We start from the raw sequence: 13,467 nt of genomic DNA on the forward strand, positions 1-13,467 counted from the left end.
CCGCCGCGCCACCCGCCGTCACGGCACCAGCACCACCGCCCCCGTCGTCTCGCGCGACGCCAGCATCCGATGCGCATCGGCTGCCTGCTCCAACGGCAGCCGCACGCCGATCTCCACGTGCATCCCGCCCGCGAGCCGTTCGAGCGTCGCGCGTGCCGCTTCCCGATACCCCGCAACGTCGCGCGCGATGAAGCCGAGCACGCTCGGCCGCGCGAGCGCGATCGAGCGGGCCGGACCGAGTTCGTCGAGATCGATCGTCTGCCGCGCGCCGATCGCGGCAACCTGCCCGATGCTCGCGACCATTCCGAATGGCCGCACCGCGCCAAGCGTGCGCGTCAGCACATCGCCGCCAATCCCGTCGATCGCATAGTCGACGCCCGCGCCGCCGCCGAACGCGCGCGCCGCCGCGACGAAATCCTCCTCGCGATAGTCGATCACCGCGTCGGCGCCATGCGCGCGCACCAGCGCCGCCTTCGCGGCCGAACCGACCGTGCCGATCACCCGTGCGCCAAGCGAGCGCACCCACTGCGTCGCCAGCAACCCGACGCCGCCGGCCGCCGCATGCACGAGCACGGTATCGCCGGCGCCGACCTGCCGCACACGGTGCAGCAGCATGTAGACGGTGATCCCTTTCAGCAGCGCGGCGGCGGCCGCGTCGTCGCTCACGCCGTCGGGCACGGCTACCGCGCGTTCGGCAGGCAGCGTGCGCACGCTCGCGTAGCTGCCGGTCGGCAATCCCGCATACGCGACCCGCTGCCCCGCAACGAGGTCCGTCACGCCGGGCCCGACCGCGTCGACCACGCCGGCCGCTTCGACACCGAGCGCATCCGGCAGCGCCGGCAGTGGGTGCGCGCCCTCCCGGAAATAGATGTCGACGAAATTCACGCCGACGGCGGTCTGGCGAATCCGGACCTCGCCGGCGCCCGGCAACCCCACGGGTGCATCGACGCGGCGCAGGACGCCGGCATCGCCATAGCGGTCGATCCCGATCCGGGTGGCAGTAACAGTCTGGGTCATGACGTTCCTCGCAATCGAATGAAGTGACACGATCATCCCATCGTGCATAATCGATCGGAATTCCCGTTTCACGCCCATCTACCGTGCAAAATTCGACCGATCCAGATCCCGTTGCGGCATCTCCATTGCCGATGAGCTGGGACGACTTGCGCTATTTCCTCGCGGTGATGCGCGGCGGCAGCCTGTCAGCCGCCGCGCGGGCGCTGCAGGTCCAGCACTCGACGGTCGCCCGGCGCATCGACGCGCTGGAGTCCGCGCTCGACATCCGGCTGTTCGACCGATTGCCGCGCGGCTGGCCGCCGACCGACGAAGGACTGCATCTCGCCGAGCATGCCGCGCGCGTCGAAACCGACGTGCATGCGTTCGCGCGCGCCGCGCAGGGCGCGGCGACGCTCGACGGCGTCGTGCGCGTGTCGGCGTCGCCGGTGTTCGCGAGTCACTTCCTCGCACCGCGGCTCGCCCGTGCGCAGCGTGCATGGCCGGCGCTGCGGATCGACCTGATGGGCGAGATGCACGCGGCGAACCTGTACGCGCGCGAAGCGGACCTCGCGGTGCGCCTGTCGCGGCCAAGCGAGCCAGGGCTGGCCGCTCGCCGGCTCGGCACGATGCGCTTCGCGCTGTGTGCATCGCCTGAATGGGCAGCCGCACCGCCCGACACATGGGCGTTTCTCGGCTACGACGATGCGCTCGCGCAAATGCCGCAGCAGCAGTGGCTCGAACGCTTCGCGGCTGGCCGCCGATTCGCGTTCATCGCGAACGATCTGGCCGCGTTGCATCGCGCGTGCATGGCCGGCGCGGGCATCGCGTTGCTGCCGCGGTTTCTCGTCGACGATCCGCCGATGCAGACCGCAGCGGATGCGGATACGAACATGGGCGCACCGGCCGCCCCCGCTGCGTCAGCGTCGGTGCCCGCTCCGCTCGTCGAGCTGACCGTCGCGCCGCGCTGTGACGTCGAGCGCGAGATCTGGCTGGTCGTCCACACGGACGTACGCCGGTCGCCGCGCGTGCAACGCGTCGCCGACGCGATCGCGGATGCGGTTCGCACGGCGGACGGCCATTTGTAACCTGCAGGCGGCCCGCCACCTTTACCGCTCGGCCCGGCGACCGGCATAGTAGCGGTTTCGTCCGCCCGCTCCGTCACCATGTCCGCCACCATGTCCGCCGCCCCTGCTCCCGCCTGCGTCGTCCGCGACGCGACCGATGCCGATCTCGACACCATTCACGCGATCTACGCGCACCACGTACGCCACAGCGTCGCGTCGTTCGAGGAGATCCCGCCCGGCGTCGACGAATTGCGCGCACGCCGCGACGCGGTGCTGCGTCACGGGCTGCCGTATCTCGTCGCCGAATGCGACGGCCGCGTGGCCGGCTACGCGTATGCGACGCCGTACCGCCCGCGCAGCGCATACCGTTACACGATCGAGGATTCGATCTACATCGACGATACGATGCGCGGGCGCGGCGTCGGCCGCGCGCTGCTCGCGGCGCTGATCGCGCGTTGCGAGGCCGGCCCGTGGCGGCAGATGATCGCGGTGATCGCCGACGGCGGCACCGGCGGCTCGACGTCGCTGCACCGCGCGTTCGGTTTCGAGCCGGCAGGCGTGCTGAAGGCGGTCGGTTTCAAGCACGGCCGCTGGATCGATTCCGCGCTGATGCAGCGCACGCTCGGCGACGGCTCGCGGTCGCTCCCCGCCTCGCCCGAGCCTGTCGCGTCGCGCTAGAATGGGCCGCATGTCAAAACAGACTCCAACCCATACCGACGAGGCCGCTGCGGATGCCCGCAACGAGTACACGGTCGACGAGCTCGCGCGCGTGTCCGACACGACCGTGCGCAACGTCCGTGCCTACCAGGATCGCGGGCTGCTCGCGCCGCCGGAAAAGCGCGGGCGCGTCGGCATCTACGACGACACGCACGTCGCTCGGCTGAAGCTGATCAACCATCTGCTCGCGCGCGGCTACACGCTGTCGAACATCCAGGATCTGATCATGGCGATCGACGAGGGTCACGACCTGCGTTCGATCCTCGGCCTGGAAAACGCGATCGGCGGCCGCTGGTCGCACGAGTTGCCGAAAACCTATTCGCTCGCCGCGCTCGCGCAGATGTTCGGCCCGCAGACGGCATCGCAACTGTCGCGCGTGACCGAGCTCGGGCTGCTCGAACGCCGCGGCCTGTCGTTCGTCGCGAAGAGCCCCGCGCTGCTCGAAGCGGCGGCCGCGATGACGAAGGAAGGCATCCCGCCACGCGAACTGCTCGACGTGATCAGCCTCGCGCGGCCGCACTTCGACGCGATCGCGCGCCTGCTCGTCGATCTCGTCGTGAAGCGGCTCGACCGCTATGACGAAGGCACGCTGCCGCCGGTCAATGACGTGCCCGCACTCGTCGATGCGATCTGGCGGCTGCGCCCGCTCGCGGCCGTGTTCGTCGAAGGCGAGACGAACCGTGCGCTCGAAACTGCGGCAAGCGCTTATCTCGGTGGCCGTGTCGCGACGATTCTCGACAAGAAGCTGAGCGACGAGGCCGCGCGACAGTCCGGCACGCCTTCGCCGAAAGACGGCGAAGGCTGAACGCGGGCAGGCCACACCGCGTTCGCGAGCGCCGCGAAGTCAAGCACGCGCAGCGCTCGGGGAAACAGCCGGCGGCATGCCATGCCCGCCGGCTGTTTCATTTTTCGATCCCGCCGCGCACTAGAAGGGTTCGCCGGTTTTCACCCGCCCGTTGTTCCGGATAATGGCCTGCAGCCGCGCCCGCGACGGCGCATCCGTCCACCGCAGACAACAACAAACCGGAGACACCCGCCTTGATCGCCACGCTTCCCGCCACCTATCGCCGGCTCTGGCCGCTCGCCGTCGCCGCCGCGTTGCTGTACGGACTGTCGCTCGCGGCCGCCCCCTATCCCGGCCAGGCGGCCGCGAAGGCGGCAATGGGCATCCTGCTGCTCGCGGCCGGCGGCACCTGCGCCGCACCGCGCGAACGCACGTGGCTGTGCGCGGCGCTCGCGACGGCCGTGCTCGGCGACGTGCTGCTCGCGCTGCCCGACTGGCCGCTGTCGTTCGTGCTCGGTCTCGGCGCCTTCCTGCTCACGCATCTGTGCTACTGCGCGATCTTCCTGCGCTGGCGCGCGCGGCCGCACGGCTGGCGCGTCGTCGCGCTGATCGCGCTGTGGATCGCCGCGCCGGCGTTCTACGCCGCGTTCCTGCCGCACCTGGGCGAACTGCTCGCGCCGGTCGCCGTCTACATGCTCGTGCTGTGCGCGATGGCAAGCTTCGCGTTCGCGGCCCGCACGCGCGGCCCGCTGGTCGCTGTCGGCAGCCTGATCTTCGTCGGTTCCGACACGCTGATCGGCGTCGGCCGCTTCCTCGGCGGCTTTCCCGGCATCGACTACCTGGTCTGGGGGCTCTACGCGCTCGCGCAGGTCACGATCGTGGCAGGGGTTTTCCATGAGACGGCCGCCCGCTCGATCCGTCCCTGATTGTGTTTCAAACAGGCCGCCGCATGCAGGCGGCCTCGTCCACTTCGTCACACGCCCTGCCGACGGCCATTTCCGCGCATCCCGCGATGCGGAAACCGAACCGTTCCAAACCCCGCTCAGCTTTTTCCCGCGCGGCTTCCGGCCCTTAGAGCGCCGCTTCTAGCCTCTTGCGGTTTCCAGGCTCACCCACTATCGTTACATCAAACAATGTAACATTCAGAAATGAGCCAAATCGGAGACACCCGGATGAATGCTCGCACGTTGCCTTTCGGCCCGCCCGGCCATGACGGCCCGGACGAAACCACCGACATCGCCATCATCGGCACCGGCTTCGCCGGTCTCGGAATGGCCATTCGCCTGCGGCAAACAGGCGTCACCGACTTTGTCGTCCTCGAAAAGGCGGCGTCGGTCGGCGGCACCTGGCGCGACAATCATTACCCCGGGTGTGCATGCGACGTGCAATCGCACGTCTATTCGTTCTCGTTCGCGCCGAACCCGCGCTGGACGCGCATGTTCGCGCCGCAGCCGGAAATCCGCGCGTATCTGGAAGACTGCGTGCAGCGCTTCGGCGTCGGCCCGCACCTGCGCCTGAATCACGAGCTGCAGCGCGCCGAATACGACGAAGCTGCGCAGCGCTGGCGCCTCACGTTCGCGAACGGCAAGCGGCTGTCGGCGCGCGTGCTGGTGTCGGGGATGGGCGGCCTGTCGCGCGCCGCGCTGCCGGCGATTCCCGGCGTCGAAACCTTCCAGGGCCGCGCGTTCCATTCGCAGCAGTGGGATCACGACTACGCGCTCGAAGGCAAGCGCGTCGCGGTGATCGGCACCGGCGCGAGCGCGATCCAGTTCGTGCCGCAGATCGCGCCGCGCGTGAAGGAGCTCGCGCTGTTCCAGCGCACGCCGCCGTGGATCATGCCGAAACCCGACCGCAACCTGAGCGCCTTCGAGAAGTGGCTGTTCCGTACGCTGCCGTTCACGCAGAAGGCCGTGCGCAGCGGCATCTACTGGATGCTCGAATCGCGCGTGCTCGGCTTCGCGATCCATCCGGGGCTGATGAAGAACGTGCAGAAGCTCGCGCTGCGCCACATCCGCAAGCAGATTCCCGATCCGGAGCTGCGCCAGGCCGTCACGCCGGACTACACGCTCGGCTGCAAGCGCGTGCTGATCTCGAACGACTACTACCCGGCGCTGTCGCGCAAGAACGTCGACGTGATCACGACCGGCATCGACCACATCGAAGCCGATGCGGTCGTGACGACCGACGGCAAGCGCCATGAAGTCGACTGCCTGATCTACGGCACGGGCTTCCAGGTCGCCGACCCGTACCCGCGCGGCGCGATCATCGGCCGCGGCGGCCTCGACATCGTCGATGCGTGGCGCGACGGCGCGCACGCGTATCTCGGCACGACGCTGCCGGGCTACCCGAACTTCTTCATGATCGTCGGCCCGAACACGGGCCTCGGCCACAACTCGATGGTGTTCATGATCGAGTCGCAGATCGAATACATCCTCGGCGCGCTGCAGGCGATGCGCCGCGAGCGCGCGGATGCGATCGAGGTGCGCCCGCTCGTCGAGGCGCAGTTCAACAGCGATCTGCAAGGCAAGCTGAAGAAGGCGATCTGGTCGACCGGCGGCTGCAAGAGCTGGTATCTCGATCCGCGCACCGGCAAGAACACGACGCTGTGGCCCGGCTTCACCTGGCGCTTCCGCCAGGCGACAGCGCACTTCTCGATCGCCGATTACCACGCGTATCGCGCGCCGCAAAACGACACGAGCGCGCGGCCCGTCGCCACGCCCGCCGCTTCCGCTTCCATCGAAGCGGCCTGAGTCAGACAAGGAGCCACCGACATGAGAGATTTCGCCAACAAGGTCGCTGCGATCACGGGCGGGGGCTCGGGCATGGGCCGCTCGCTCGCGGTCCAACTCGCGCAGGCCGGCTGCCACGTGTCGCTCGCCGACAAGAACGGCGTAGGCCTCGCCGAAACCGAGCGGATCGTCCGCGCGATCGCACCGAAGGTGCGCGTCTCGACGCGCGTGCTCGACGTCGGCGACCGCGACGCGATGTTCGCGTGGGCCGACGAAACCGCGAAGGAACACGGCAAGGTCAACCTCGTGTTCAACAACGCGGGCGTCGCGCTGTCGAGCACGATCGACGGCATGGAATACAGCGATCTCGAGTGGATCATGAACATCAACTTCTGGGGCGTCGTGCACGGCACGAAAGCATTCCTGCCGCACCTGAAGGCGACCGGCGACGGCCACGTGATCAACACGTCGAGCATCTTCGGGATCTTCGCGCAGCCGGGGATGAGCGGCTACAACGCGACCAAGTACGCGGTGCGCGGCTTCACCGAATCGCTGCGCCAGGAGCTCGACATGCAGCGCTGCGGCGTGTCGGCCACCTGCGTGCATCCGGGCGGCATCCGCACCAACATCGCGCAGTCGAGCCGCATCGCGAAGAACATGATCGGCTTCATGATCGAGAGCGAGCAGCAAGGCAAGGACGACTTCGAAAAGTTCTTCATCACGACGCCGGACGACGCGGCGCGCACGATCCTCGCCGGCGTGCGCAGGAACAAGCGCCGCGTGCTGATCGGCCGCGACGCGAAGGCCGCCGACTGGATGGTGCGCGTGCTGCCGGCCGCGTATCAGGCGCTCGTCGTGCTGAAGTCGCGCCGCGAAGCCGCGAAGGCCCGCCGCGCGGCCGCCCGCTACGGCGTGCCGGCGGCCGCCCCGCTTCACGCCACCTACAACAACGCAGGCAATCAGGGAGGAGAACAATCATGACGACACCGCACATGATGCCCGTGCGACGCGACATCCGGTTCGCGCTGCCGCCCGAACACGCAAAGGACTGGCACGTCCAGGGCGTGCCGGTCACGCACTTCATGAACGCGCTGTCGCTGCTGTTCCCGGCCGGCGAGCGCTTCTTCATGGACTCGGTGCGCAACTATCGCGACCGCATCGAGGATCCGGAACTGAAGAAGCAGGTGCTCGGCTTCATCGGTCAGGAAGCGATGCACACGCGCGAGCACATCGAGTACAACGACCTGCTGCAATCGTCCGGCCTGCCCGCGCACAAACTCGACAAGCGGCTGTGGACGATCCTCGGCTTCTTCAAGAAGGTGCTGCCGCACTCGATGCAGCTCGCGATCACGATCGCGCTCGAGCACTACACCGCGATTCTCGCGAACCAGCTGCTGTCGGGCCACGAGCACCGGATCGACGGGTCGGTCGAAGGCTATCAGCAGATGTGGATGTGGCACGCGATGGAGGAAACCGAGCACAAGGCGGTGTCGTATGACGTATGGAACGCCGTGATGAAGCCGGGCATCGGCAGCTACCTGCTGCGCACCACCACGATGCTGCTGACCACCGTGATGTTCTGGACGATCGTGTTCGACTTCCACGTGCGCCTGATGCTGTCGCATCGTCGCAGGCACGGCAGGTTCGGCGGCATGTGGCGTCTCGTGAAGTACCTGTACAGCCCGAAGACCGGCGTGTTCCCGAGCATCGCGGGCGAATGGCTCGACTATTTCCGTCCGGGCTTCCATCCGTGGGACCACGACAACCACCAGTATCTGCAGGGCCTCGACACGCTGCTCGCGAACATCGATGCAACCAATGCGCGCTATGCGGCGCAGGCCGCACCGCGTCGCGTGCCGCTGCATCCGGTTCCGCAGGCATGACGCCATGGCGCGCGCACACGAGATGCTGACCGTCCGCTCGGGCGACGTGAAACTCGCCGTCTACGTCAGCGGCCCGCGTCGCGCGCCGCCGCTGATCCTGGTGCACGGCTACCCCGATTCGGCGGCCGTGTGGGCGCCGATCCGCGCACGGCTCGCGAAGCGCTATCGCGTGATCGCGTACGACGTGCGCGGCGCCGGTGCGTCCGATGCGCCGCGCCGCCGGGCGGACTACGCGCTCGCCCGGCTCGCGGACGACCTGCGAGCCGTCGCCGACGCGACCTGCGGCGGCCGGCCGTTCCATCTGGTCGGCCACGACTGGGGCTCGATCCAGTGCTGGGAGGCCGTGACCGACCCGGCGTTTCGCGGCCGGATCGCGTCGTACACGTCGATCTCCGGCCCGTGCCTCGATCACGTGTTCCGCGCGAAGATGCGGCTCAAGCAGAGTCTGAAATCGTGGTACATCGCGTTCTTTCATCTGCCGGTCGTGCCGTCGCTGGTCTGGCGGCTCGGCGGCGCCGCGCTGTGGCCGCGCTGGCTGCAGCTCACCGAACGCGTGCGGCCCGAGCGCGATCCTTCACAGCTGAAAAATGCGCTGAACGGGCTGAAACTCTATCGCGCGAACTTCCTCGCGCGGGCAAGCAAGCCGCGCGAACGGCATGCGCAAGCGCCCGTGCAGATTCTCGTGCCGGTGCGCGATCGCTATGTGACACCGGAGATGTCGCTCAATCTCGATCGCTGGCTCGGTGAGCATGTGCGCGAGGAAATCGACGGTGCGCACTGGATCGTGCTGCGCAATCCCGATCTGATCGCGTCGCGGATCGATCGGTTCGCGGCGGCGCAGGAAAGGCCGGCGGCCGCGACGACAGCGGCCGCGACGGTTCAGCGCACCGTCGGCAGGCGCTTGAACAGCGTTTCGTAGTCGATCACGAGCCCGTCGGCGTCGATGTCCATTTCCGCGGTGAAATCCCGGAAGATCCCTTCATAGCGATAGCGCCGGCCGGGCTCGATGCACGCATAGGCCTGCTTGACCGGCTTCACGGCCAGGTCCGGCGTCGAGATGTATGCGACGTCGATCGGCCGCCGCTCGCCGCGCGCGAGGCCGAGGCGGCCGATCGGCAGCGAATTCGTGAACGGCGTGGCCGCGATGTCGATGTCGACGCAGCCGTCCAGTTCCGGCAGCGCACGGCCTGCGCCGTCGCGCCAGCGCCCCGCCCCGTCGCCGCGCAGTTCGAGCGTGCCGCCGCCCATCACCCTGAGCACCGCGTAAGTCACCCGCCACCGCGGATCGCACTCGACCCGGTACGCCAGCCCGTACGCGCGGCCGTACCGCTGGCCGACCACCGCGCTTTCGACGACGATGCCGCCGTCGCTCCGCTCGAACGTCAGGTGTTCGATCCCGTCGCCCTCGAGCGACGCCCAGCGCACTTCCCGCATCGTTCCGTCTCCTGGTTACCGCACGTCCGGGCATCGTCACACAAATCCTGGCTATCCGGAATGCCACCGTCGACGAGTCCAGCACGCGTCATTTGTGTTCGACATCGATGTCCGGCCCCTCAAACGCCGGTCGGATAGGCTCCGTGCCAGCGGCTCGGCGCCTCGCGTCGCTGCCTCGAATTCGCCAGGCCCCGCCAGCATCGGCGTCACATCCTCGAACGCCGGGGCAATGTAATGCACGATGTTTTCGCGCATCGTAGCCTGCCCCACGAAGACAGGTGAACGCCGCACCCCAAGCCAAACGCATCGTGGCCCAGAATGCCTGGCTTGCAGCGTATGCAGGCTTGACGCGCTTAGTGGAGCGTCAATACGGCCGCGGTATTGCGCGATGACGTACGCAAACCACTGGATGCGGTCCGCCTGATCCACCTCTTTCTCGATGAGAAAGCTGGCACGCGACTCCTTGAAGGTCAGCCAACTGGCTGTCCGCATCAGGATGTATGACCCGAAGGCGCGATCCGACTCGCTCAATGCCGCGCTCAAATCAAAGTCCGGTCCAACGACGGCAAACAGGCGGGCAAAAAACTCGAAGTGAAGCTCTTCATACTTCAGTCCGAACTCAAAATGCCCCACTTCAGGGCGCCCGCCGCAAATCCCGACTATCCAGAATTCCCTATTCCGGTGCATGGGATTGTGTCCTATGCTCGCGGCTCGTCCTGTTCCGCCGCCACCATGCCTACCGCCCGCTCCGCTTCGCCGTCGATCGATCTGCGCATCCTGCTGCGCAGCATCGGACAGATCGTACTGCAGGCGAACGCGTTCACGGGCGCGATGCTGATCGCCGCCCTCGCGCTGACCGACTTGCGGCTCGCCTGCGCGGCACTGGTCGGCGCGGCTGCCGCGAACCTGGTCGCGGTGCTGACCGGCGCACCGCGCCGCGACGTCGAACAGGGGCTGCACGGCTTCAACGGCGCGCTGGCCGCGCTGGTGGTCGCGCTATTCGCCCCGGCCTCGCTCGCGACACTCGCGCTGGTGCCGCTCGCCGCGATCGGCGCCGGGCTCGTGCAGCGCGCGATCCGCACGCCGCTCGCGAAATGGCGGCAATGTCCGTATTCGAGCCCGTGCCTCGTCGCCACCGCGCTGTGGCTGCCGTTTGTCGCGGCGCAGCATGCGGGCGCGGTGCCTGCCGCTACCGCTCCGACGCTCGAATCGTTCGCCTCCGCACTGCTGTCGGGCGTCGCACAAACCACGTTTGCGCAAGGCGCATGGGCCGGCGCCCTGATCGCCGCCGGCATCGCCGCCGCATCGCGACGCGCGGCCGCGCTCGCACTGGCCGGCGCGATCGTGTCGACCGTGCTGCTGGTCGCGCTCGGCGCGAGCGGCGCCACGTTCGCCGACGGCCTGCTAGGCTTCAACGGCGCGCTCGCCGCACTCGCGCTGATGTCGCGCGGCACCCGCGCGGCGCTGGCGGCCGCCGCGCTGGCCGCGCTGATCCAGTGGTTCGCGATGCAGGCTGGCATCGTCGCGCTCACCGCGCCGTTCGCGCTCGCGTCGTGGATCACGGTGGCCGTCGCGCGCCGCTTTACCCTCGGAGAACCCGATGTCGTCATTCGCACACCGTCCTGATGCCGTGAAACCCGGCGGTCCGATCTCGGACGCCGAGCGCCGGCTGCGCGTCGATCTCGCCGCCGCCTATCGCCTCGTCGCGCTGAACGGCTGGGACGACCTGATCTACACGCACCTTTCCGCGACGGTGCCGGGCGAGCCCGGCCATTTCCTGATCAACCCGTTCGGTCTCACGTTCGACGAAGTGTGTGCGTCGAATCTCGTGAAGATCGACCTGGCGGGCAACCGGATCGGCGACAGCGAACACGCGGTCAACGTGACGGGCTTCGCGCTGCACGCGGCCGTGCACGCCGCGCGGCCGGACGCCGTCTGCGTGATGCATCTGCACAATACCGCCGGCATCGCGGTATCGATCCAGCGCGACGGGCTACTGCCCGCGTCGCAGCACGCGCTGAGGTTTCATGGCGACCTCGCGTACCACGACTACGAAGCGCTCGCGTTCTCGCCGGCCGAAGGCGCGCGACTGACCGCGAGCCTCGGCGCGAAATCCGCGATGCTGCTGCGCAATCACGGTACGCTGACGGTCGGCCGCACGGTCGCCGAGGCTTACGTGCTGATGGATACGCTGATCAAGGCCTGCGACATCCAGGTGCGTGCGCAGGCAGGCGGCGGGCCGCTGGTGCTGCCCGAACCCGCTGTCGCCGACCGCACGGCCGAGCAGTTGCGCGACGGCGGCGCGATCGAAGGCGCACTGGAATGGCCTGCGCTGCTGCGCCGTCTCGACCGGATCGACCGGTCGTATCGCGACTGACCGGCCGCCGTCGCCACTATCCCGACGAATCGTTCACCCCCAACCATCGGAGCATTCAGTCATGCCGACTTTCAATATCCAGTTGTTCGAAGGCCGCACGGTCGAGCAGAAGCGCGCATTCGTCGAAGCGATCACGCGCGTCACGTGCGAGACGCTCGGCTGCGACCCGGGCTCGGTCGACATCATTCTTGCCGACGTGAAGAAGGAGAACTGGGCGACGGCCGGGAAGCTGTGGAGCAACGAGCGCTGATACCGATAGCAAGCGAATGACGGTCGGGCAATCGTCAAGCGGTGTGCGCCCGACCGTCGAGTTGTGGTGAGTGCGCCGGCGCTCCAGCCCTCATCTTCTCGCAACACATACTGCAACTGCTTGATATCTCAATATATTGGCATTGTCAGCCATTCTTTCATCAATTAGTTTTCCTGATCGTAACGACATCGACTACCACCTCTTTTCAAAAAATAAACCCACGTCACGAAAACAGCTACCTCAGCTTCCGACAAAATCTAGCCAGCGAGTCGCCGTCTTTTGGTGTCAATGCCAGCGATGAAACCCGGCAAGCAGGACCATGCCGACATTCAACTTATCATCGCAGGTGAAAACCATGGCGTTCAGAAGCTGCTTTTCCGCTCTGTTGCTTTCGTTGATGTCCCTCTCGCACGCCAGTCTCGGCAGCCCGTTGCAGGCGGGATCCGGCACGGCAACCAACCCTCCTTCCAGCCAGGTGTGGGAAGCCGTTGAAAACGGCACTGACTACAAAATCATTAAGGTTTCAGACGAGCGTTTTTTAATCGCCTACGGAAACAATAACAATATTTCAGGATACATCTCCTACGACCAGCGTAACGGCCCGATCGGTACGGAGTATGTGCCGTGGGCGTCAATTTCGTCCGACGTCACGATCGGAATTCAAGGGACAAGCAGTCAATCAATCGGTGTCATGCTAAGCATCGACGGCGAAACCACGAGCTTTGTCGCGAGGCCCTACCGGCCCCGTCATAAGGTAAGAGACCGAATCCGCCCAGGGAAATGGTCCGCAATAGTTTCCGGTACTTCGATGCAAATCCTGATCGCTCCAAACCTCGTGGACGTGTCCATCGATATTGGCAAATGCAGGCTGAACGGAAAGATAAAGTCGTCCACTCAGGATAAGACCACTCGTTTGACGTTATCACCGGCAACGATGTCCTGCCCGACGACGATCGGACATGCATTTGACGCCGCGTTGCTATTTTCGGAAGATCTTGCTGTCGTCTACACGACGGAACGAGAGTCGATAAACTTCATCTTCGTCGGTCCCGAGGCCGGCGAGAACGACCTCAACACGACACCACAGCCCCGGCATACCTCCTCCTGCACACACTGGCGAGCAATGTGCCGGGAAAAATGTTCTGCAACGCCTTTGCCCACCGGCAACTTCGGATTCAAGTTCTGGAACTGCGTCAACAGTTGCAACGCGTTGGCGGGATGCTAAAAGGGCGA

Annotated in this window: 15 protein-coding genes; 12 read left to right on the plus strand and 3 right to left on the minus strand. The window is 66.8% G+C overall.

Translation table 11 applies throughout. The annotated features are described in order from the left end of the window. Nucleotides 1–18: 18 nt before the first annotated feature. A complete protein-coding gene (locus tag DIE13_RS17445; protein WP_124828331.1) occupies nt 19–1,017 on the minus strand; it encodes a quinone oxidoreductase family protein in 999 nt (332 codons plus the stop codon). 131 nt (nt 1,018–1,148) lie between these two features. Here DIE13_RS17445 and DIE13_RS17450 point away from each other — a divergent pair, with 131 nt between their 5' ends. The 8 genes from DIE13_RS17450 to DIE13_RS17485 all read left to right on the plus strand — a co-directional run bounded on the left by DIE13_RS17450 (nt 1,149) and on the right by DIE13_RS17485 (nt 9,092). After that, complete coding sequence (locus DIE13_RS17450) at nt 1,149–2,081, plus strand: LysR family transcriptional regulator (protein ID WP_124828332.1); 933 nt, start codon at nt 1,149–1,151, stop codon at nt 2,079–2,081. Between the two features lie 90 nt (nt 2,082–2,171). Beyond that, entirely contained in the window at nt 2,172–2,738 is a 567-nt protein-coding gene (locus DIE13_RS17455) for a GNAT family N-acetyltransferase (protein WP_124828420.1), read from the plus strand. A 10-nt stretch (nt 2,739–2,748) separates the two neighbouring features. Then, nucleotides 2,749–3,582, plus strand: coding sequence for a MerR family transcriptional regulator (locus DIE13_RS17460; protein WP_124828333.1), 834 nt, complete (start codon nt 2,749–2,751; stop codon nt 3,580–3,582). Nucleotides 3,583–3,815: 233 nt separating this feature from the next. Then, nucleotides 3,816–4,487, plus strand: a complete 672-nt coding sequence (locus DIE13_RS17465; RefSeq protein WP_124828334.1) for a lysoplasmalogenase — start codon at nt 3,816–3,818, stop codon at nt 4,485–4,487. 246 nt (nt 4,488–4,733) lie between these two features. Further along, a complete protein-coding gene (locus tag DIE13_RS17470; protein WP_124828335.1) occupies nt 4,734–6,311 on the plus strand; it encodes a flavin-containing monooxygenase in 1,578 nt (525 codons plus the stop codon). A 21-nt stretch (nt 6,312–6,332) separates the two neighbouring features. Further along, nucleotides 6,333–7,271 carry an SDR family NAD(P)-dependent oxidoreductase gene (locus DIE13_RS17475; RefSeq protein ID WP_124828336.1) on the plus strand — a complete coding sequence of 313 codons (939 nt, stop codon included), beginning with the start codon at nt 6,333–6,335 and terminating at the stop codon, nt 7,269–7,271. After that, nucleotides 7,268–8,173 carry a metal-dependent hydrolase gene (locus DIE13_RS17480; protein WP_124828337.1) on the plus strand — a complete coding sequence of 302 codons (906 nt, stop codon included), beginning with the start codon at nt 7,268–7,270 and terminating at the stop codon, nt 8,171–8,173. Before DIE13_RS17475 ends, DIE13_RS17480 begins: the two co-directional genes overlap by 4 nt. Before the next feature lie 4 nt (nt 8,174–8,177). Continuing rightward, a complete protein-coding gene (locus tag DIE13_RS17485) occupies nt 8,178–9,092 on the plus strand; it encodes an alpha/beta fold hydrolase (protein ID WP_124828338.1) in 915 nt (304 codons plus the stop codon). On the opposite strand, the gene DIE13_RS17490 is transcribed toward DIE13_RS17485, so the two are convergent. Next, nucleotides 9,053–9,607 (minus strand): putative glycolipid-binding domain-containing protein, encoded by a 555-nt coding sequence (locus DIE13_RS17490; RefSeq protein ID WP_124828339.1) that lies wholly within the window; start codon nt 9,605–9,607, stop codon nt 9,053–9,055. The two genes, DIE13_RS17485 and DIE13_RS17490, sit on opposite strands and share 40 nt — an antisense overlap. 51 nt (nt 9,608–9,658) lie before the next feature. After that, on the minus strand, nt 9,659–10,294 hold the full coding sequence (locus DIE13_RS17495; protein ID WP_199568859.1) for a hypothetical protein: 636 nt from the start codon (nt 10,292–10,294) through the stop codon (nt 9,659–9,661). A 45-nt stretch (nt 10,295–10,339) separates the two neighbouring features. Here DIE13_RS17495 and DIE13_RS17500 point away from each other — a divergent pair, with 45 nt between their 5' ends. From DIE13_RS17500 to DIE13_RS17515, 4 genes are all read left to right on the plus strand, one after another. After that, complete coding sequence (locus DIE13_RS17500; protein WP_124828340.1) at nt 10,340–11,233, plus strand: urea transporter; 894 nt, start codon at nt 10,340–10,342, stop codon at nt 11,231–11,233. After that, complete coding sequence (locus tag DIE13_RS17505; protein ID WP_124828341.1) at nt 11,208–11,984, plus strand: class II aldolase/adducin family protein; 777 nt, start codon at nt 11,208–11,210, stop codon at nt 11,982–11,984. Before DIE13_RS17500 ends, DIE13_RS17505 begins: the two co-directional genes overlap by 26 nt. A 61-nt stretch (nt 11,985–12,045) precedes the next feature. Further along, the gene (locus DIE13_RS17510; RefSeq protein WP_124828342.1) at nt 12,046–12,234 is read left to right on the plus strand and encodes a 4-oxalocrotonate tautomerase; all 189 of its coding nucleotides are present in this window, start codon (nt 12,046–12,048) and stop codon (nt 12,232–12,234) included. A 319-nt stretch (nt 12,235–12,553) separates the two neighbouring features. Next, entirely contained in the window at nt 12,554–13,459 is a 906-nt protein-coding gene (locus DIE13_RS17515; protein WP_124828343.1) for a hypothetical protein, read from the plus strand. Nucleotides 13,460–13,467: the final 8 nt, after the last annotated feature.

The organism is Burkholderia sp. Bp9016 (assembly GCF_003857765.1).
Lineage (GTDB): Bacteria > Pseudomonadota > Gammaproteobacteria > Burkholderiales > Burkholderiaceae > Burkholderia.

Bases quoted from the DNA above. Each gene is read 5' to 3' on its own strand.
- DIE13_RS17445 (WP_124828331.1), bottom strand. From the start codon at position 1,017: ATGACCCAGACTGTTACTGCCACCCGGATCGGGATCGACCGCTATGGC.
- DIE13_RS17450 (WP_124828332.1), top strand. From the start codon at position 1,149: ATGAGCTGGGACGACTTGCGCTATTTCCTCGCGGTGATGCGCGGCGGC.
- DIE13_RS17455 (WP_124828420.1), top strand. From the start codon at position 2,172: ATGTCCGCCGCCCCTGCTCCCGCCTGCGTCGTCCGCGACGCGACCGAT.
- DIE13_RS17460 (WP_124828333.1), top strand. From the start codon at position 2,749: ATGTCAAAACAGACTCCAACCCATACCGACGAGGCCGCTGCGGATGCC.
- DIE13_RS17470 (WP_124828335.1), top strand. From the start codon at position 4,734: ATGAATGCTCGCACGTTGCCTTTCGGCCCGCCCGGCCATGACGGCCCG.
- DIE13_RS17475 (WP_124828336.1), top strand. From the start codon at position 6,333: ATGAGAGATTTCGCCAACAAGGTCGCTGCGATCACGGGCGGGGGCTCG.
- DIE13_RS17480 (WP_124828337.1), top strand. From the start codon at position 7,268: ATGACGACACCGCACATGATGCCCGTGCGACGCGACATCCGGTTCGCG.
- DIE13_RS17485 (WP_124828338.1), top strand. From the start codon at position 8,178: ATGGCGCGCGCACACGAGATGCTGACCGTCCGCTCGGGCGACGTGAAA.
- DIE13_RS17490 (WP_124828339.1), bottom strand. From the start codon at position 9,607: ATGCGGGAAGTGCGCTGGGCGTCGCTCGAGGGCGACGGGATCGAACAC.
- DIE13_RS17495 (WP_199568859.1), bottom strand. From the start codon at position 10,294: ATGCACCGGAATAGGGAATTCTGGATAGTCGGGATTTGCGGCGGGCGC.
- DIE13_RS17500 (WP_124828340.1), top strand. From the start codon at position 10,340: ATGCCTACCGCCCGCTCCGCTTCGCCGTCGATCGATCTGCGCATCCTG.
- DIE13_RS17505 (WP_124828341.1), top strand. From the start codon at position 11,208: ATGTCGTCATTCGCACACCGTCCTGATGCCGTGAAACCCGGCGGTCCG.
- DIE13_RS17510 (WP_124828342.1), top strand. From the start codon at position 12,046: ATGCCGACTTTCAATATCCAGTTGTTCGAAGGCCGCACGGTCGAGCAG.
- DIE13_RS17515 (WP_124828343.1), top strand. From the start codon at position 12,554: ATGCCGACATTCAACTTATCATCGCAGGTGAAAACCATGGCGTTCAGA.